The following is a 17615-nucleotide window of genomic DNA, read 5'->3' on the forward strand; positions in this document are numbered from 1 at the left end:
CGCACACGGTCACTCGCTCTTTCGCCATGGCCCTCGCGGCCCTCTCCTCAGTCGCTGTCGCATGCCACCTGCGGGGTGATGTCCCAGCCCATGGCGAGGTCGCCGAGCACTCCGAAGGCACCCATGACCTTACCCACGCGCGTTCCGCCGCCCGCTCTCGGTTCCGTCTCCACTCCGGGTACGCGGGGGGCCAGATCACGCGGACGTTCGAAGGTGAAGGACTGCCAGTAGGCGTTGGCGTCCGTGGAGACTGTGCCGGCCGCGGGCGCGGCGGCGGTGAGCGAGGCCGCCATGTCGCTGTCGGGCGCCGTGGCGTCCGTCGCGTAGTCCGGCGCCTCGGCGACGGGGCCGGCGGAGGGCTGCCCGTCCTGGCGATATCCCCACACCGTGCCGGAGGCGGACTTGCAGCCGGTGCTGGCGGTGCCGACCGTCTGGGAGGAGGTCCAGGCGTCGACCATCTCCCTGAGGTAGTCATAGGTGTAGCACTGGTTGTGCCAGGACCTCGCCGACCCGGTGGTCAGCTTGCGCGCTGGAGGTGACGTTCCCGGCGCGGTCGTAGGAGTCGGAGATCCGGTGGGAGTTGTCGGTCTCGCGGTCCTACACGGAGCGCTGGACGTAGGCCGCGCCAACAGCGTCGGCGCGCACGGAAGCCCGTGCGCGCCGCCGCAGTTCGTAGGAGGCCGGGGAGCAGCGAGACTGACCAGCCGATCTGGCCTCCGTGGAACCTGCAACGAGATCCAGCGACTGTTCACGAAGCTCGTCGTGCGCCCTACCCGCGGCGCGGCCCATCGGCTCCGCCGGTTCGTCTGGCGACGCCGCCACCAGGCCCGAGCTCAAACCAGCCACTACCGCGGACAAGCAGCGAATCAGACATGAAGATCGCGATCTACAGCTGGAGTACCAGGGGTGCCCGCCTACAGGTTGAGCGCCGTCGTCAGGCGCCGGGTGTACTCCAGGGTGCCCGTCCCGGCCGCGGCGCCGATGCAGAGGTCGTCGAGCTGGTGGCGGATGCGGCCCCGGTTGGGCGGGAAGCCGTCGTCGGCCGCGAGGGCCAGCTCCGCCTGGATGATCTCGCCGTGTTCGAGGAGTACCGGGTACTCGGCGTGCAGCGCGGCGACGAGGCCGTCCGCGAGCTGGATCAGGGTCTCCAGGTCGGTACCGTCGCCGCCGGGTACCGGTCGGCCCGAGGTGCTGCCGGGGTGGTTGTACGCGTTCACGTCTGTCGTCCTCACTCCTGATCCGGGGGCCTTACGGGGGCCGGGTAGCGGCGAGGGAAGCGTGCCGGGTCGGCTCGGTCGGTGACGTTACCCACCAGGCGGCCGGCGGCACCAGCAATCAACCCCTTTGGAGTGAAAGGGGGTTGACATTCCCCGGCCGTCCGGTAGAGGGCGCCCTCAGCCGGTCAGCTCGACCAGTTTGCGGACGGTGTTCCAGTTCCGGGTGGTCGCGATCAGGCCCTTGGTGACGCGCGGGCGGCTCAGCTCATCGGCGAGCTTGGAGCGGCCGAGCCCGTCGGGTGCGTAGAGGTACAGGCAGCGGTCGCCGAGGTGGAACTCCTCGGGGAGGCGGGCGGCGGTGTCGATCCCGGCGAAGCGCTCGGGGTCCACCGGGCCGGAGAAGTAGGTGACGTGCACCTGTTTGGGTTCCAGCGCGTCGGCGGGGAACGGGCAGGCTTCCGCGACCGCCGCCAGGTAGGCGTGGTCCCGCACGACGACGTCGACCGGGAAGCCGAACCGCTTCTCGATGGCCACGCTCAACTCCTGAGCCAGGATGCCCTCGTCGCCCTGTGAGGCGGTGAAGACGGCCTGACCGCTCTGCAGATGAGTGCGAACGTCGCCATGTCCCAGCTCGGCAAGGAGAGTTCGCAGGTCGGCCATGGGAAGTTTCTTGGTGCCGCCCACGTTGATCCCGCGCAGCAGCGCCGCGTACGTCGTCGTCATCCGCCCACGATAGAACGGCCGTCGTGCCCCGTGGGGGCGGGCACGACGGCCGTACCGGACGGTACGCCCGTTGCGGGAAACTCTGTCGGATCGAGTGGGTGCCGGGCAACTCCTCCACGATCTTGTGACTGGTTCAACAACGTTTCTCCACCGAGGTCAGCGCCCCGGCAGCTCCGCCTCGATCAGGTCGGCGGCCCGCGTCGTGCCCCCTTCGCGCACCATGTCGGCCTGGATCTGCCGCAGCCGGGCCGCCACGTCGGGATCGTCCACCAGCGTGAGGGCGGTCTGGCGGAGGCGGTCGGCGGTGGCGTCCTCGGTGAGCAGGGTGCGGGCCACGCCGAGTGCCTGGAGCATGTCGGCGTTGCCGAACTGGTCGACGGCCTGCGGGACGGCGATCATGGGGGTCGCCGTGGCCAGCCCCTCCTGACTGCCGCCCGCGCCCGCGTGCGTGACGAACAGGTCGGCCTGCCGGAGCACCGCCAACTGCGGTACCCAGGAGTGCACCTCGACGTTGGCGGGCAGCTCGCCGAGTCCGGCGGGGTCCACGTGCCGGCCGATCTGGAGGACCAGGTGCCAGCCGGGCAGGTCCCCGAAGGCGCGTACGCACTCGGCGTAGAAGGCGGGCCGCTTGGTGAAGGCCGAGCCGAGGGAGACGAGGACCACCTTCTCGGCGCCCTCGGGCCGCTCCCAGGTGCCCTGGTCCGCGCGGTCACCCTGACAGGCGCCGACGAAGCTGTGCACGCGCTCGTCGACCCGGTCGGCGTTCGGCTGGAGCGCCTTGGGGATGAGGACCAGGGAACGGGCGGGGCGGCCGGCGAACGGGTCCGGGTGCTGGGTGATGCCGTTCTCCGCGAGCCAGCCCGCGAACCGGGCGTAGTACGCCCGGCCGCGCTCGGTCTTCAGCGGCTCGGCCCACATGGGCTCGGCGACCTCTTTCTCGTAGCCCTCCCAGGCGACGAGGTTCGGGGAGAGCGAGACGGCGGGCACGCCCCAGCGGTGGGCCAGGACGCGGGCGGGGTAGGAGGCGATGTCGTGCAGGACCAGATCGGGTTCGTCGCCCTCGTACGCCTTGATGAGCTGGGGCAGCGCCTGGACGGCGTCGGCGAGGAAGGGTTCCACGTTGTCCAGGAGGGTGGTTCCCCACGCCGAGGGGTCGGCGTCGGGGCCGGGCAGGGTGGAGGTGTAGGGCACGGGCACGGCGCCCGTGGCGGCCACCTTCTCGGCGAAGAGCGGCGGGATGGCGTAGGTGACGCGGTGGCCGCGTGCGGCGAGTTCCCTGATCACCTCCAGGCTGGGGTTCACATGGCCGTGCTGGGCGATGGAGAACATGGCGATGTGTGCGGGGCGCTGGGGGGTCATGCCGTCGAGGCTAGGGGGAGACCGATGACCCGCTCCAGCGAATTCCGCCCGGCCGCTCAGCGCTGGTAGCGGGCGAGGACCAGGTTGCCGTCCTTCTCCAGTCTCCTGCGCAGCTCGGCGAGGCCGATGGCGCCGCTGTAGTACTCCTGGAAGGCCGGAGTGGCGATCTTGTCCTTCCACTCCGGGTAGCCGCGCACCGACTGGGCGGGCGCCGGGCGCAGCCGGGCGGCCAGGGCGGTACCGGTGGCCCAGCCGCGGTCGGCGGTGTGCAGGGCCGGGTCGGCGAGGGCCTGGGTGCCGGTGGGGAGCATCCAGTCGCCGAGGGCGAGGCGCACCATGTTCCTGGGCCTGAGCAGGAAGTCGATGAACCGGGCGGCCTCCCTCTTGTGCGGGCAGTCCTCGGCGATGGAGAGGGTCTGCGGGCTGACGCCCTGGGTGAGCCCGTCGGCGCCGGCCGGGGCGGGCAGCACCTCCCACTCGAAGCCCTCGGGGGCCTGCTGTTCGATCTGCTGGCGGTAGGAGAAGCCCAGCGGGACCATCGCGTACCGCCCGCCGAAGAAGCCGGGCAGCGTGTCCGAGCCCCCGCTGCCGAGCGTCGAGGCGGGCGCGCTGCGGTCGCGGGCGACCTGGTCGTGCACGGTGCGCGGTACGACGGCGTCACCGGCCCCGAAGCGCACGCTGACCTTGCCGTCGCTCCCCCGGTGGAAGAGCGTGCCGCCCGCCGACAGCCCGAGGTTGAGGGTGACGGACACGGGCTCCTTCAGCGGCCAGGCGACGCCGTACTTGCCGCCGCCGCTCAGGCGCGCCGTGATCTCGCGGAACTCCGCCCAGCTCCAGGGGTGTTCGGGCGTCGGGATGCGCACCCCCGCCTTCCGCAGCCAGGCGGAGTTGGCGATGAGCACGCGGGGTTCCTGGAGGAAGGGCACGCCGTAGACACCCTTGCCGAAGGTGGTCGCCTGCCAGCTGCGCTGCGGGATGTCCGACGTGAGCCGGGCGGGCAGCAGTCCGCTCAGGTCGGCGAGGTCGCCGCCGTAGGCGAAGTCGGCCAGGTCGTCGGAGGCGTCGTGGATGACGTCGGGAGCCTCGCCGCCCTCGAAGGAGGTGAGCAACTGGTCGTGGACGCCGTCCCAGTTGCCCTGCACGTACTCGACCCGGACGTCCGGGTGGGCGGCGTTCCACTCCCGCACGAGTTCCTTGTTGGCGGCGACCGACTCCTGCTGCCAGGCGAGGGACTGGAAGCGCAGGGTGACGGGTCCGCCGCCCTTCTGACCGCCCGAGGAGCAGCCCGCGAGGAGCAGCAGGAGGGCGGCGGCCGCCATGGTGATCCTGGTCCGCATCAGCTCTTCACCGCTCCGGCGATCAGGCCCCCGGTGATCCGCCGCTGGAGCAGGGCGAACACCACGAGGGAGGGCAGGGTGGCGAGGAACGCGGCCGCGGCCAGCGGGCCGAGGTCGGCGACGCCCTCCGCGCCGATGAAATGGGTCAGCACGACCGGCAGGGTCTGGTTGCCGGGGCTCTTGAGCAGGACGAGCGCGAAGAAGAACTCGTTCCACGCCGTGACGAACGCGAACAGCGCGGTCGCCGCGATGCCCGGCGCGAGCAGCGGCGCCGTCACCGACACCAGGGTCCGCAGCCGCCCGGCCCCGTCGACGGCGGCGGCCTCCTCCAGCTCGGCGGGGACCGCCCGTACGTACCCGACCAGCATCCACAGCGCGAACGGCAGCGACCACACCACGTAGACCAGGGTCAGCCCGGCCAGGGAGTCGATCAGCCGCAGCCGCTTCAGCACCAGGAACAGCGGGATGATGACCAGCACGAACGGGAACGCCTGGCTGACCACCACCCATCCGCTCGCCGCCCGCGCCGGCCAGGTGCGGTGCCGGGCCGTGACGTACGCCATCGGGGTGGCGATCAGTACGGCGACGACGGCCGCGCCGAGCGCCGCGAGCAGGGAGTTGAGGGCGGCGTGCAGGAGGGGCTGCTCGTCGAACGCCTGCCGGAAGTTGGCGAGGGTGGGGTGGCGCGGAATCCAGGTGGGGTGGAGGCTGCCGAGTTCGCGCGGCGGCTTGAACGCGGTCGACAGCAGCCAGAGGAACGGGAACGCCAGGAAGATCAGATAGGCCAGCAGGGCGGCGTACTGCCCCGCGCGGGCCGCGGGCCGGGTCCTCACGCGTCCTCGCCTCCCTTCAGCCGGCCCGCGAGGAACACCGCGAGCATGACGGAGACGACGGCGACCATCACGCAGCCCATCGCGGCCGCGTAGCCGAACTGGCCGTAGCGGAAGGCCTCCTCGTAGGCGAACAGCATGGGCAGCCGGGTCTTTCCGCCGGGTCCGCCGCTGGTGAGCACGTACACCAGGGCGAAGGAGTTGAAGTTCCAGATCAGGTTGAGCGCGGTGATGGAAAGGGCCACGGGTCTGAGTGCGGGCCAGGTGACCGCGCGGAACCGCCGCCAGGCGCCGGCGCCGTCCACGGCGGCCGCCTCGTGGAGTTCGCGCGGGGTGTTCTGCAGGCCGGCGAGCAGGGCGACCGTGGTCTGCGGCATCCCGGCCCAGATTCCGACGACGATCACGGCGGGCAGCGCGGTGGCCAGACCGCTCAGCCAGTCCCGTCCGTCGCCGAGACCGAGGTCACGCAGCGTCTCGTTGAGGATGCCCGCGTCCGGGTTGTAGACCAGGCGCCACATGATGCCGACGACCACCTCGGGCATCGCCCAGGGGACGATGGCGAGGGCGCGCGCGAGCCAGCGCAGTCTGAGGTCCTGGTCGAGCAGCAGGGCGAGGCCGAGCGCCAGCAGGAACTGCGGGACGGTCACGCCGACCGCCCACACCAGGCCGATCCGGAACGACTCCCAGAACAGCGTGTCGTGCAGCAGGTCCTGGAAGTTCAGCGCGCCGATCCAGTGGGTCGGCGCGGTGCGGCCGGACTGGGCGTCGGTGAAGGAGAGCAGGACGCCGTAGAGCAGCGGGCCCACGCTGAGCACGAGGATCGGGATCAGGGCGGGCAGCACCAGGAACCAGACGGCGTGGTCGCGGCCACCGGTGGGCACGGACGCAGGCCGCGCTTCGACCGGCGATGTCACCGGCGATGTCATGGAATCAGCCCCTTTGCCTGGCCCGGTTGGCGTGTTCATGGTCGTGAACGAAGCGCGGTCCGTCAAGGGACCGCACACCGTCCGACCTGTGTGAATGCGAGACTGGCCCGGAGCGGGACACACGACGGCCACAGGGCACGGAGGCGGACGATGGACGAGGCACGGGCGCGAGCGGTACTGGCGGGCGCGAAGGTGCTGCCCCCGGCGACGGACGCGCGCCTCCTCGCCCTGGGCGAGAACGCCGTGTTCGCCGCCGGGGACCTGGTCGTCAAGGTCGGCCGCGACGCCGAGCTGCTCGACCGGGCCCGCCGCGAACTGGCCGTGGCCACCTGGCTCGCCGATTCCGGGGTGCCCTCGGTGCGCGCGGCCGAGCCCGAACCGCTGCTGGTCGACGGTCACCCCGTGACCGTCTGGCACCGGCTGCCCGACCCCGTACGCCCCGCCGAACCCCGCGATGTGGCCGAGCTGCTGCGGGCCGTGCACGCCCTGCCCGCTCCCCCGGTGCCGCTGCCGCCCCGCGAACTGCTGGGCGGGGTGGAACGCTGGCTGCGGCTGGCGGGCGACGCGATCGATCCCGGGGACGCGGCCTATCTGCGCGCCCGGCGCGACGGCTTCGCCGCGGCCGCCGCCGCGCTGACCCCCCGTCTGACCCCCGGCCCGATCCACGGGGACGCGCTGCCCCGCAATGTGCACATCGGCCCGGACGGGCCGGTCCTGGTGGACCTGGAGACCTTCTCCGCCGACCTGCGCGAGCACGACCTCGTGGTGATGGCCCTCTCCCGCGACCGCTACGGCCTGCCCGCCGAGGCGTACGACGCCTTCACCTCGACCTACGGCTGGGACGTGCGCGAGTGGGAGGGCTGCTCGGTGCTGCGCGGCGCCCGCGAGACGGCGAGCTGCGCCTGGGTCGCCCAGCACGCCCCGGCCAACCCCAAGGCACTCGCGGAGTTCGAACGCCGGGTGGCGTCCCTGCGGGACGGGGACGAGTCGGTGCGCTGGTACCCCTTCTGATCGCGGCCGAAGCGGGCTACGGCACGACGGCGTCCGTCAGCTCGCGCACCGGCCAGACCCGGTCGACGACCGCGTCCGCCTCGCCCTTGCGCCGCAGGAACGCCTCGAAGTCGGCGGCCCATTCGGCGTACCACTCGACCTGGCGGCGGTGCAGCTCCGCCAGACCCAGCCCGGCTATCTTCGGGTACCGCTCGGCTATCGCGGTGGCCAGCCGGGCGGCGGCCAGCGCGTCGGCCGACGCGTCGTGGGCCGCGTCGAGCACCACTCCGTATTCCGCGCAGACCGCCTCCAGGTTGCGCTTGCCCCGGCGGTAGCGGTCGACCCGCCGGTCGATGGTGTACGGGTCGACGACAGGGGCCGGGACCCGGCCGCCCAGCCGCTCGGCCAGCGAGGGCAGTCCGTAGCGGTGCAGCTCGGCGGAGAGCAGGGTGAGGTCGAAGGCCGCGTTGTACGCGACCACCGGCATGCCCGCGTCCCAGGCGGCGGTCAGCGCGTTCGCCAGGGCGTCGGCGACCTGGTCGGCCGGGCGGCCCTCGGCGGCCGCGCGTTCGTTGCTGATGCCGTGCACGGCGACCGCGTCGGCCGGTATCTCCACGCCCGGATCGGCCAGCCACTCCCGGCGTCCCACGGCCTCGCCGGCCTTGACCTCCAGCACGGCGCCCGTGACGATGCGCGCCTGACGCGGATCGGTTCCGGTCGTCTCCAGGTCGAAGCCGAGCAGCGGCTCCCGGTGCCAGCCCATGGGCGGCCCCCCTTCTTGGTGGTGCGTTCCCCCAGTGGCTCCACCATGACACGGGGCACTGACAACGCCCCCGGCCGCCCGTCTGCCGCCGCCTTCAGGACACCGGCCGCGAGTCCGCCCAGGCCAGCTCGAACTCCTCCCGATAGGTGGGGAAGAGTCCGGAATCGCCCGACTGGTCCGATGTGACCACCCGGCTACCGCCGCGCAGCACCAGGACCGGCGACTCCATACCGCGCGCCCCCCGCAGATAGGACTGCACCACGGCGATGCCGTCCGCGCCGTCGCCGTCCACCAGGTAGGCGGTGAAGCGCGGGGTCTCGTCGTACACCTGGATCTCGAAGGCGCCCGGGTCGCGCAGCCGGGAGCGGACGCGGCGCATGTGCAGGATGTTCATCTCGACCGAGCGAGCCAACTCACCGCGTTTCATGCCCAGTTCGCGTTCGCGGCGCTTGACCGCGCTGGAGGCGGGGTTGAGGAAGAGCAGCCGGACCCGGCAGCCGGACTCGGCGAGCCGGACCAGGCGCCGGCCGGAGAAGTTCTGCACCAGGAGGTTGAGCCCGATACCGATGGCGTCCAGCCGGCGGGCCCCGCCGAACAGGTCCTCGGCCGGGAACTGGCCCATCAGCCGCACCCGGTCGGAGTGCACCGCGACCACGTCCGCGTACCGGTCGCCGACCAGGTCCTCGACCGCGTCGACCGGGAGCCGGCCCGCCGAGGGCACGTCGCCGGCGGCGCCCAGCAGCTCCAGCAGCCGGGCGGAGGCGCGCTCGGCCTGGTTCAGCACCGCCTCGGACAGCGCCCGGTTGCGGGAGACGACATTCCGGGTCACCTCCAGCTCGTCCAGGGCGAGTTCGAGGTCCCGGCGTTCGTCGAAGTACGGTTCGAAGCACGGCCAGTGCTGCACCATCAGCTCGCGCAGTTGGGGCAACGTCAGGAAACTCAGCACGTTGTCGTCGGCCGGGTCGAGCAAGTAGCCCTTGCGGCGGCTCACTTCACGAACCGCCACGGCCCGCTGCACCCACTCCTGGCCAGCCGGCCCGGCGGCGGCCACCACCCAGTCGTCGCCGTGCACGGGTTCGTAGACGGGGCGCAGCACGGCGGCCACCACCGCGCGCAGCCGCTGCTCGACGAGGTTGAGCCAGATGTAGGCGCGACCCGCCCGCTGGGCCCGGGTGCGCACCTCCAGCCAGGCGCCCGCGTCCCAGTCCAGTTCCGGTCCGATCGACCCCGCGCCCATCGGACGTGCCAGGGACACCGCGCCGGGCGGGACATCCGTGGAACCGCTCCCCTCGTGACCCTCGCCACCAGGGGGCAGCTCCAGCCCTCCCGAGCCCACCCTGCACCGCCTTCCGTCCCCCGGACCTTCCCCGTCCCAACGATCAAGGAAGGGTACTCCGGGAGCGGTCGGCGGTGCAGCCGGATGGACAGGTCGGTTTCTCAACTTGCCTGCCTCCAGTGGCCGTTCCGGGGGTTCCGGAGCGCGGGGAGTGAGCGGAGTCATAGCGGCGCGAAGCGGTACCGGGGGCGGTGCGCCGCTGGTGAGCGGCGCGTGTGCCGGTGACTCCCGCCCTGAGCGCCCCCGGCCGGGGGCGGACCGAGCCGGGCTCGCCGGGGCCGGCTCGGCTTCCCTCCTTCGGGTGGGGGTAGAGGTCATCCGTGACCACGGGTCGGCCGGCAGCGGAGGGCGGTAGACGTCAGGTGCCCTCACTTTCGGGGAGACTCACCGCCAACGCGCCCCCATCGGGGCCCCGCACCTGGAAGAGTCGAGCGCATGCAGGTCTGGCCTGGAGAGGCGTATCCCCTCGGCGCCACCTATGACGGTGCCGGTACCAACTTCGCGGTCTTCACCGAAGCCGCGGACCGAGTGGAGCTGTGTCTGCTGCACGACGACGGCTCCGAGACGGCGGTGGAACTGCGCGAGAGCGACGCGTTCGTCCGGCACGCGTACCTGCCCGGCGTGATGCCGGGCCAGCGGTACGGGTTCCGGGTGCACGGCCCCTTCGCGCCCGAGCGGGGGCTGCGCTGCAACTCGGCGAAGCTGCTTCTCGACCCGTACGCGAAGGCGGTCAGCGGGTCGGTCCAGTGGGGCGAGGAGGTGTACGGCTACCACTTCGACGCCCCCGACCGGCGCAACGACCTCGACTCCGCCCCGCACACCATGAGTTCGGTGGTGATCAACCCCTACTTCGACTGGGGCGACGACCGCCCGCCGCGCACCGACTACCACCGCACGGTGATCTACGAGGCCCATGTGAAGGGCCTGACCATGCGTCACCCGGGCCTGCCGGACGAGCTGCGCGGCACCTACGCGGGCCTCGCCCACCCGGCCGTCATCGAGCATCTGACCCGGCTCGGCGTGACCGCGCTGGAGCTGATGCCGGTCCACCAGTTCGTCAACGACCACCGCCTGGTCGACATGGGCCTGAACAACTACTGGGGTTACAACACCATCGGCTTCTTCGCCCCGCACAACGCCTACGCCTCCTGGGGCGACCGGGGCCAGCAGGTGCTGGAGTTCAAGTCGGCGGTACGGGCGCTGCACGAGGCCGGGATCGAGGTCATCCTCGACGTGGTCTACAACCACACCGCCGAGGGCAACCACCTGGGTCCGACGCTGTCGTTCAAGGGCATCGACAACCCGTCGTACTACCGGCTGACCGACGATCCGCGCTACTACATGGACACCACCGGCACCGGCAACAGCCTGCTGATGCGCTCGCCGCACGTCCTGCAGCTCATCATGGACTCGCTGCGGTACTGGGTGACCGAGATGCATGTCGACGGGTTCCGCTTCGACCTCGCGGCGACCCTGGCCCGGCAGTTCCACGAGGTGGACCGGCTGTCGTCGTTCTTCGACCTGGTCCAGCAGGACCCGGTGGTCTCCCAGGTGAAGCTGATCGCCGAGCCGTGGGACGTGGGCGAGGGCGGCTACCAGGTGGGCAACTTCCCGCCGTTGTGGACCGAGTGGAACGGCAAGTACCGGGACACCGTGCGGGACCTGTGGCGCGGGGAGCCGCGCGCGCTGGCGGAGTTCGCCTCCCGGCTCACCGGCTCCTCCGACCTCTACCAGGACGACGGCCGCCGCCCGCTGGCGTCGATCAACTTCGTCACCTGCCACGACGGCTTCACCCTGCACGACCTCGTCTCGTACAACGACAAGCACAACGACGCCAACGGCGAGGACAACCGGGACGGCGAGAGTCACAACCGGTCCTGGAACTGCGGAGTGGAGGGCGACACCGACGAGACCGAGGTGCGCGAGCTGCGCGGCCGGCAGATGCGCAACTTCATCGCCACCCTGATGCTGTCCCAGGGCGTGCCGATGATCAGCCACGGTGACGAGTTCGCCCGCACCCAGCGCGGCAACAACAACGCCTACTGCCAGGACAACGAGATCTCCTGGGTGGACTGGCCGGACCCCGAGGACGCGGTGGAGGCCACCGGTGCCGAGGGCGACGAGCGGGCCGCGCTGCTGGAGTTCACCCGCGCGATGGTGGGGCTGCGCAGCGAGCACCCGGTGTTCCGGCGCCGCCGCTTCCTGCACGGGCGCCCGGTGGAGGGCACCCAGGACGAGCTGTCGGACGTCGCCTGGTTCACCCCCGAGGGCGAGCAGATGGCCCAGGCCGACTGGGACTCGGCGCCCGCCTCCGCGCTGGCCGTCTTCCTGAACGGCAATGCCATCTCCGAGCCCGGCCCGCGGGGAGAGCGAATCGCGGACGACTCGTTCCTGCTGATGTTCAACGCCTCGCACGAGACGCTGGACTTCCTGGTGCCGGTGGACCACGGCAGGCAGTGGCAGGTGGTCGTGGACACCGCGCGGCCCGAGGGGGTGCCGCCGGGCCAGGGTCCGAAGGTGGCGGCCGGCGACCACCTCACCCTGCCGGACCGCAGCCTGACCGTGCTCCAGCGCCCGGCGTAGCGCCCACGGCCGGGGACACGGGAGCCGCCGTGTCCCCGGCTGTCCGGTTCGTGTGGGCCGTCCCGGGCCGGATGCCCCGGCGGATGACACGAAGAGCGGCAGGCGGGGTACGTAGCTCTGCATGACTTCAGTGCGACCCGGACCAGGGGTGCCCACGGCCACCTACCGCCTACAGCTCCAGCCTTCGTTCCCCTTCGCCGCCGCCGAGGCGTCCGTGCCCTATCTGGCGTCGCTGGGCGTCTCGCACCTGCATCTGTCCCCCGTCCTGGAGGCCGTCCCCGGCTCCACCCACGGCTACGACGTCGTGGACCACGCGCGGGTGCGCGCGGAGCTGGGCGGCGAGGACGGGCTCAGGTCCCTGTCGCGCACCGCGCGGGAGCACGGGCTCGGCCTGGTGGTGGACATCGTGCCCAACCACATGGCGATGGCACCCCGCTACAACCGCGCCCTGTGGGAGGTGCTCCGGGAGGGCCCGGAGTCGCCGTACGCGCGCTGGTTCGACATCGACTGGGCCTCGCGCGGCGGCCAGGTGCTGCTGCCGGTGCTCGGCGGGCCCATCAGCGCCGAGCGCGAGCATCTGGTGGCCGAGGGCGAGCTGCTGCGCTATCACGACCATCTCTTCCCGCTGCGCTCCGGCACGGAGGGCCTGCCGCTGCCCGAGCTGCTGGACGCCCAGTGGTACCGCCCGGTGTGGTGGCGGCTGGCCCGCACCGAGCTGAACTACCGGCGCTTCTTCAGCATCTCCGAGCTGATCGGGGTGCGGGTGGAGGACCCCGAGGTCTTCGACGCCACCCACGGCAAGATCCTCCAGTTGCTGGCCGAGGACGTGATCGACGGCCTGCGCATCGACCACCCGGACGGCCTCGCCGACCCCGACGCCTACCTCGCCCGGCTGGACGAGGCGACCGGTGGCCGCTGGACGGTGGTGGAGAAGATCCTCGCCGACGAGGAGCAGCTCCCGGACTCCTGGCCCGTGGCCGGCACCACCGGCTACGACGCCCTGCGCCGTATCGACGGGGTGTTCACCGGTCCGGCCGGCGCCGCCGAACTCGAGGCCCACTACCGGGGATTCGCGGCCCCTCAGCTCGACCGGGGCGGTGACTGGGACGCCACGGTGCGGCGCGCCGCGTACAAGGTGCTCACCCATGAGCTGGCCGCCGAGGCGGACCGGCTCACCCGCTCGGCGGTCCGGCTGTGCGCCGCCTCGCCGGACCTGGCGCTGCGCGACCGGGCGCCCTGGGCGCTGCGCACGGCCCTGGAGGAACTGCTGGTACGGATGCCGGTCTACCGGCCGTACACCTCCGGGGACGCCGCCGCCGTGGTCACCGAGGAGGCGGCCGCGGAGGCCCGGCGGGCGTTCGCGGTGGCGGAGGAGGCCGACGCGGTCGACCTGGTACGCGGGCTGCTGATCGGCCCGGACCACGGCACGCTGCCCGAACTCACCGAGTTCCGCGCCCGGTTCGCGCAGACCGCGTCGGCGCTGCGGGCCAAGTCGGTGGAGGACACGGCGTTCTACCGCTACGTCCCGCTGCTGTCGGCGACCGAGGTCGGCGGCGATCCGGGCCGGCCCGGGGTCTCCCCGGCGGAGTTCCACGCATACTGCGCCCGGGTGGCGAGCCACTGGCCGGACACCGGCACGGTGGTCACCACGCACGACACCAAGCGCAGCGCGGACGTCCGGGCGGCGCTGAACGTGCTCACCGAGTGCCCCGGCCGCTGGGCCAAGCTGCTCGCCGAGGTGAGCCGGGAACCGGAGGTGGTCCCCGACGGCCAACTGGCCTGGGCGGCCTGGCAGACGGTGTTCGGGCTCGGCCCGGCCGAGGAGGAGCGGGTACGCGAGGCGCTGCTGAAGCACGTCCGCGAGGCGGGCATGTACACGAGCTGGACCGAGCGGGAGGCGCCGTACGAGGACGCGGTGGCCGCGTTCGTCGCCACCGGCCCCTGCGGGCCGCCCGGGGAGCGGGTGGCCGCCTTCCGCAAGGGGCTGGAGCCGCACATCCGGGCCAACGTGCTGGGCACCGCGCTGGTGCACCTGACGATGCCGGGCGTGCCCGACCTGTACCAGGGGACGGAGAGCGAGTACCGGGCGCTGGTGGACCCCGACAACCGGCGACCGGTGCCCTTCCCGCCGGCCGCGCCCGGTGAGAAGGAAGCGCTGACCAGGGCGGCACTGCGGCTCCGGGCGCGCCGGCCGGAGGTCTTCGGCAGGGAGGGCGCCTATGCCCCGCTGCTCGCCGAGGGCCCGTCGGCCGAGCACGTGCTGGCGTTCTCCCGCTCCGGTGAGGTGATCGCGGCGGCGACCCGGCTCTCGGTGCACCTGGAGGAGGCCGGCGGCTGGCGGGACACCCGGCTCACCCTGCCGCCCGGCCGCTGGCGGGACGTGCTCGCCCCGGACCGCGAGTTCACCGGCGAGGTACGCGCGGAGGAGCTGTTCTCCGCGCTGCCGGTGGGGCTGCTGGAGCGGGTGGACGAAGCGGGCGACGTGGTCTGAGCGAGTGGGGCGGGCCGGGTGGCGCGGGGACGCGGGAGGAGCGCGCCACCGGCCTCGCCGTCAGCCCTCCAGGGCGAACACGTCACCCGTCGCGGCACGCAGCTCGCACGCGTTGCCGTAGGTCCGCTCGTGGTCGATCCGCCGGCCGTTCCAGCGGCCGTGGGCGCTCGCGCGGACGGGCGCGTAGATCAGCGGACAGAGGGTGGCGCTGTCGCCCAGGCGGCTGAAGTCGCCGTCGGCGGCGCTCAGTTCGGCGCACGCCTCGGCGGCCTTCGGGTGGCCCTGCGGCGGGTCGCAGAGCAGCAGGGCGGCGCGGGTGCCGCCCCCGGTGGTGCCGGGCCGGGTGACGGTGAGGGAGAGCCAGTCACCGGACGCCGCGTGGGCCGTGGTGCCGGGAGCGAGCAGACAGGTGGCCATGAGGGCGGCGGCGAGCGCCGCCGTGCGTGTCAGACGGTTCATGCCCGGTGCATCGGCACGTGAGCCGGGCCGCGCCAGCCCGGCTCACCCGAACGGCAGCCAGGAGGCCCGATACGGGCACACCAGTTCGGTCCGGCGTGTCAGTCGGCCGCGAGCCGGTAGGACACCGTGCCGAAGCCGACGAGGTCCCCCTCGCGCACCGCCACCGCACCCAGCACCCGGCGCCCGTTCACCGTGGTCCCGTTGGTCGAGCCGAGGTCCCGCAGCACCCACATGCCGCCCTGGTACCGGAGCTCGGCGTGCACCCGGGAGACCGTGTCGTGGTTGAGCCGCAGCCCGCTGGCCGGGTCGCGGCCGATGCGCAGCGGATGGCCGTGCGCGGGGTGGGGCAGCAGCAGCTTGGGCAGCCGCTCGGCGCGCCAGGCCCGGCTCAGCCGGACGCCGAAGCCCGACACGGCCTCCACGGTGCCGAACAGCGCGCGGCTCAGCCGGTTGCCGTCCTTGAGGTCGGCGGTGAGCACGGCGAGTTCGCGGGGGCTGCGTGCGGCGAGGACCAGCTCCATGCGGTGCACGAACGTGTCGTGCGAGAGCCTGCCCAGGGCGACGCCGTCCCGCAGTACCCGCAGCGCCTTGTCGCGTTCCGCGTCGGAGACCCGTACGGGATGCACGGGGAATTCGAAGGACGACGTCACGTTCGTGATTGTCGGGCAGCGCACCCCGGGGTGTCCAGCGAGGCAACCGGTGCCCGTGGCCGCCCACTTCCGCGACACCCGGGCGGAAAGCCCCGATTCGAAAGCGGACTGATCGAATTCGCGGCACGATGGACCGACTGCATCACGGTGAGCAGACGAAGGGGAACCGTCCGTGAAGTTCGAGGTGTGGGCACCACAGGCAGACCGGGTCGCGCTCCAGTGCGAGGGCGCCACGCGGGCGATGGAACCCGATCCGCGGCGGACGGGCTGGTGGACGGCGGAGGCGGACGCGGCGGACGGCGCGCGGTACGGCTTCGCGCTGGACGACGGGCCCGTCCTGCCCGACCCGCGCTCGCGCCGCCTGCCGGACGGCCCGGAGGGGCTGAGCGCGGTCGTGGACCAGGACCGGTACGCGTGGCGCGCCGACTGGCCGGGGCGCGGGCTGCCGGGCGCGGTGCTGTACGAGCTGCACGTGGGTACGTACACCCCCGAGGGCACCCTGGACGCGGCCGCCGAGCGTCTCGGCCATCTGAGGGAACTGGGCGTCACCCACGTTGAGTTGATGCCGCTCGCCTCCTTCCCGGGCCGGCACGGCTGGGGGTACGACGGAGTCGCGCCGTGGGCGGTGCACGAGCCGTACGGCGGGCCGGAGGCGCTGAAGCGGTTCGTGGACCGCGCGCACGAACTCCGCCTGGGGGTCGTGCTGGACGTGGTCCACAACCACCTCGGCCCGTCCGGCAACCAACTCCCGGCGTTCGGGCCTTACTTCACGGAGACGCACCAGACGCCGTGGGGTGCCGCCGTGAACCTGGACGCGCCCGGCTCGGACGAGGTGCGGGCCTACTTCCGGGACAGCGCCCTGGCCTGGCTGCGGGACTACCGCCTCGACGGGCTCCGTCTGGACGCCGTGCACGCCCTGCACGACGACCGCGCCCGGCACTTCCTTGAGGAGCTGTCGGAGTCGGTCGACGCCCTGGCCGAGGAGGTGGGCCGCCCGCTGTTCCTGATCGCGGAGTCCGACCTCAACGACCCCCGGATGATCACCCCGCGCACCGAGCACGGTCTCGGTCTGCACGCCCAGTGGAACGACGACTTCCATCACGCCCTGCACACCGCCCTGACCGGCGAGGCCCAGGGCTACTACGCCGACTTCGCCCGCGCCCCGCTCGCCGCGCTGGCCAAGACCCTGACCGGCGGCTACTTCCACGACGGCACCTACTCCAGCTTCCGGGGCCGGGCCCACGGCCGCCCGCTGGACCGGGCCCGGCTGAGCGGGCACCGGCTGCTGGGGTACAGCCAGACCCACGACCAGGTCGGCAACCGCGCCCAGGGCGACCGTCTCGCCGCCACCCTCTCCCCCGGCCTGCTGGCGTGCGCGGCCACGCTCACCCTGACCTCGCCGCTCACCCCGATGCTGTTCATGGGCGAGGAGTGGGCGGCCGGCACCCCATGGCAGTACTTCACCGACCACACCGACCCCGAGCTGGCCGAGGCCGTACGGCGCGGCAGGCGGCGGGAGTTCGCGTCCCACGGCTGGGCGGAGGAGGACGTGCCCGACCCGCAGGACCCCGCCACCCGCGACCGCTCCTGCCTGGACTGGTCCGAGCCGGAGCGCGATCCCCACGCCCGCGTCCTCGCCTGGTACCGCCGCCTCATCGCGCTGCGCCACGACCGCCCCGACCTCACCGTGCCCGACCTCGCGGACACCAAGGTCGCCTACGACGAGTCCGCCCGCTGGCTGGCCTTCCGCCGGGGCGACATCCGCGTCGCGGTCAACCTCGGCAAGGAGCCGGCCGCCATCCCGCTGGGCACGGGCCAGCTGGAGATCCTCGCCGCCTGGGACGAGTCGGTGGAGCCGCCGGGCCCGGACGGCATGCTCCAGGTACCGGCCGAGTCCTGCGTGGTGCTGTCACAGCCGTAGGCCGCCGCCGGGCGCGGTGGCGGGTAACGG

General features: G+C 72.7%; 15 protein-coding genes and 1 pseudogene. 5 read left to right on the forward strand and 11 right to left on the reverse strand.

The annotated features are described in order from the left end of the window. Nucleotides 1–47: 47 nt before the first annotated feature. Nucleotides 48–458 carry a hypothetical protein gene (locus tag EV284_RS22160; RefSeq protein ID WP_130336924.1) on the reverse strand — a complete coding sequence of 137 codons (411 nt, stop codon included), beginning with the start codon at nucleotides 456–458 and terminating at the stop codon, nucleotides 48–50. Nucleotides 459–723: 265 nt separating this feature from the next. Between EV284_RS22160 and EV284_RS22165 the strand changes: the two are divergent. Next, nucleotides 724–876 (forward strand): annotated as a pseudogene (locus EV284_RS22165) (IS701 family transposase); the annotation flags it as partial. A 38-nt stretch (nucleotides 877–914) separates the two neighbouring features. Here EV284_RS22165 and EV284_RS22170 read toward each other — a convergent pair. The 6 genes from EV284_RS22170 to EV284_RS22195 form a co-directional block, all read right to left on the reverse strand. After that, nucleotides 915–1217: a hypothetical protein gene (locus tag EV284_RS22170; protein WP_130336926.1), complete on the reverse strand. Its 303-nt coding sequence runs from the start codon at nucleotides 1215–1217 to the stop codon at nucleotides 915–917. Between the two features lie 177 nt (nucleotides 1218–1394). Next, the gene (locus tag EV284_RS22175) at nucleotides 1395–1940 is read right to left on the reverse strand and encodes a DUF1697 domain-containing protein (RefSeq protein ID WP_130336928.1); all 546 of its coding nucleotides are present in this window, start codon (nucleotides 1938–1940) and stop codon (nucleotides 1395–1397) included. A gap of 156 nt (nucleotides 1941–2096) precedes the next feature. Beyond that, nucleotides 2097–3299: a macrolide-inactivating glycosyltransferase gene (gene mgt, locus EV284_RS22180; RefSeq protein ID WP_130336930.1), complete on the reverse strand. Its 1203-nt coding sequence runs from the start codon at nucleotides 3297–3299 to the stop codon at nucleotides 2097–2099. Nucleotides 3300–3355: 56 nt separating this feature from the next. Then, entirely contained in the window at nucleotides 3356–4636 is a 1281-nt protein-coding gene (locus EV284_RS22185; protein WP_130336932.1) for an extracellular solute-binding protein, read from the reverse strand. Next, entirely contained in the window at nucleotides 4636–5469 is an 834-nt protein-coding gene (locus EV284_RS22190; RefSeq protein WP_130336934.1) for a carbohydrate ABC transporter permease, read from the reverse strand. Before EV284_RS22190 ends, EV284_RS22185 begins: the two co-directional genes overlap by 1 nt. Continuing rightward, the gene (locus EV284_RS22195; RefSeq protein ID WP_242625777.1) at nucleotides 5466–6347 is read right to left on the reverse strand and encodes a sugar ABC transporter permease; all 882 of its coding nucleotides are present in this window, start codon (nucleotides 6345–6347) and stop codon (nucleotides 5466–5468) included. The genes EV284_RS22190 and EV284_RS22195 overlap by 4 nt, the downstream gene beginning before the upstream one ends. Nucleotides 6348–6542: 195 nt before the next feature. Here EV284_RS22195 and EV284_RS22200 point away from each other — a divergent pair, with 195 nt between their 5' ends. Continuing rightward, nucleotides 6543–7403 (forward strand): aminoglycoside phosphotransferase family protein, encoded by an 861-nt coding sequence (locus tag EV284_RS22200; protein WP_130336936.1) that lies wholly within the window; start codon nucleotides 6543–6545, stop codon nucleotides 7401–7403. A gap of 16 nt (nucleotides 7404–7419) precedes the next feature. Here the strand turns inward: EV284_RS22200 and EV284_RS22205 are convergent, their stop codons facing one another. Then, a complete protein-coding gene (locus tag EV284_RS22205; RefSeq protein WP_130336938.1) occupies nucleotides 7420–8145 on the reverse strand; it encodes a 3'-5' exonuclease in 726 nt (241 codons plus the stop codon). Nucleotides 8146–8239: 94 nt separating this feature from the next. Next, nucleotides 8240–9481 (reverse strand): SAV2148 family HEPN domain-containing protein, encoded by a 1242-nt coding sequence (locus EV284_RS22210; RefSeq protein WP_130336940.1) that lies wholly within the window; start codon nucleotides 9479–9481, stop codon nucleotides 8240–8242. A gap of 435 nt (nucleotides 9482–9916) precedes the next feature. On the opposite strand from EV284_RS22210, the gene glgX reads away from it, so the two are divergent. After that, entirely contained in the window at nucleotides 9917–12064 is a 2148-nt protein-coding gene (gene glgX, locus EV284_RS22215) for a glycogen debranching protein GlgX (RefSeq protein ID WP_130336942.1), read from the forward strand. Between the two features lie 121 nt (nucleotides 12065–12185). Then, a complete protein-coding gene (gene treY / locus EV284_RS22220; protein ID WP_207229106.1) occupies nucleotides 12186–14555 on the forward strand; it encodes a malto-oligosyltrehalose synthase in 2370 nt (789 codons plus the stop codon). A 60-nt stretch (nucleotides 14556–14615) separates the two neighbouring features. On the opposite strand, the gene EV284_RS22225 is transcribed toward treY, so the two are convergent. Together EV284_RS22225 and EV284_RS22230 are read right to left on the reverse strand one after the other, a co-directional pair. After that, nucleotides 14616–15014 (reverse strand): SSI family serine proteinase inhibitor, encoded by a 399-nt coding sequence (locus EV284_RS22225; protein WP_130336944.1) that lies wholly within the window; start codon nucleotides 15012–15014, stop codon nucleotides 14616–14618. Nucleotides 15015–15112: 98 nt separating this feature from the next. Next, complete coding sequence (locus tag EV284_RS22230; RefSeq protein ID WP_130336946.1) at nucleotides 15113–15664, reverse strand: DUF1707 and FHA domain-containing protein; 552 nt, start codon at nucleotides 15662–15664, stop codon at nucleotides 15113–15115. A gap of 172 nt (nucleotides 15665–15836) precedes the next feature. Between EV284_RS22230 and treZ the strand changes: the two genes are divergently transcribed. Next, nucleotides 15837–17585, forward strand: coding sequence for a malto-oligosyltrehalose trehalohydrolase (gene treZ, locus EV284_RS22235; RefSeq protein ID WP_130336948.1), 1749 nt, complete (start codon nucleotides 15837–15839; stop codon nucleotides 17583–17585). Nucleotides 17586–17615: the final 30 nt, after the last annotated feature.

This window comes from Streptomyces sp. BK022, from assembly GCF_004217355.1.
Lineage (GTDB): Bacteria > Actinomycetota > Actinomycetes > Streptomycetales > Streptomycetaceae > Streptomyces > Streptomyces griseoluteus.

Excerpts from the sequence above, each read along its gene's own strand:
- EV284_RS22225 (WP_130336944.1), bottom strand. The coding sequence starts at position 15,014 with ATGAACCGTCTGACACGCACGGCGGCGCTCGCCGCCGCCCTCATGGCC.
- mgt (WP_130336930.1), bottom strand. The coding sequence starts at position 3,299 with ATGACCCCCCAGCGCCCCGCACACATCGCCATGTTCTCCATCGCCCAG.
- EV284_RS22185 (WP_130336932.1), bottom strand. The coding sequence starts at position 4,636 with ATGCGGACCAGGATCACCATGGCGGCCGCCGCCCTCCTGCTGCTCCTC.
- treY (WP_207229106.1), top strand. The coding sequence starts at position 12,186 with ATGACTTCAGTGCGACCCGGACCAGGGGTGCCCACGGCCACCTACCGC.
- EV284_RS22160 (WP_130336924.1), bottom strand. The coding sequence starts at position 458 with ATGGTCGACGCCTGGACCTCCTCCCAGACGGTCGGCACCGCCAGCACC.
- glgX (WP_130336942.1), top strand. The coding sequence starts at position 9,917 with ATGCAGGTCTGGCCTGGAGAGGCGTATCCCCTCGGCGCCACCTATGAC.
- EV284_RS22205 (WP_130336938.1), bottom strand. The coding sequence starts at position 8,145 with ATGGGCTGGCACCGGGAGCCGCTGCTCGGCTTCGACCTGGAGACGACC.
- EV284_RS22175 (WP_130336928.1), bottom strand. The coding sequence starts at position 1,940 with ATGACGACGACGTACGCGGCGCTGCTGCGCGGGATCAACGTGGGCGGC.
- EV284_RS22200 (WP_130336936.1), top strand. The coding sequence starts at position 6,543 with ATGGACGAGGCACGGGCGCGAGCGGTACTGGCGGGCGCGAAGGTGCTG.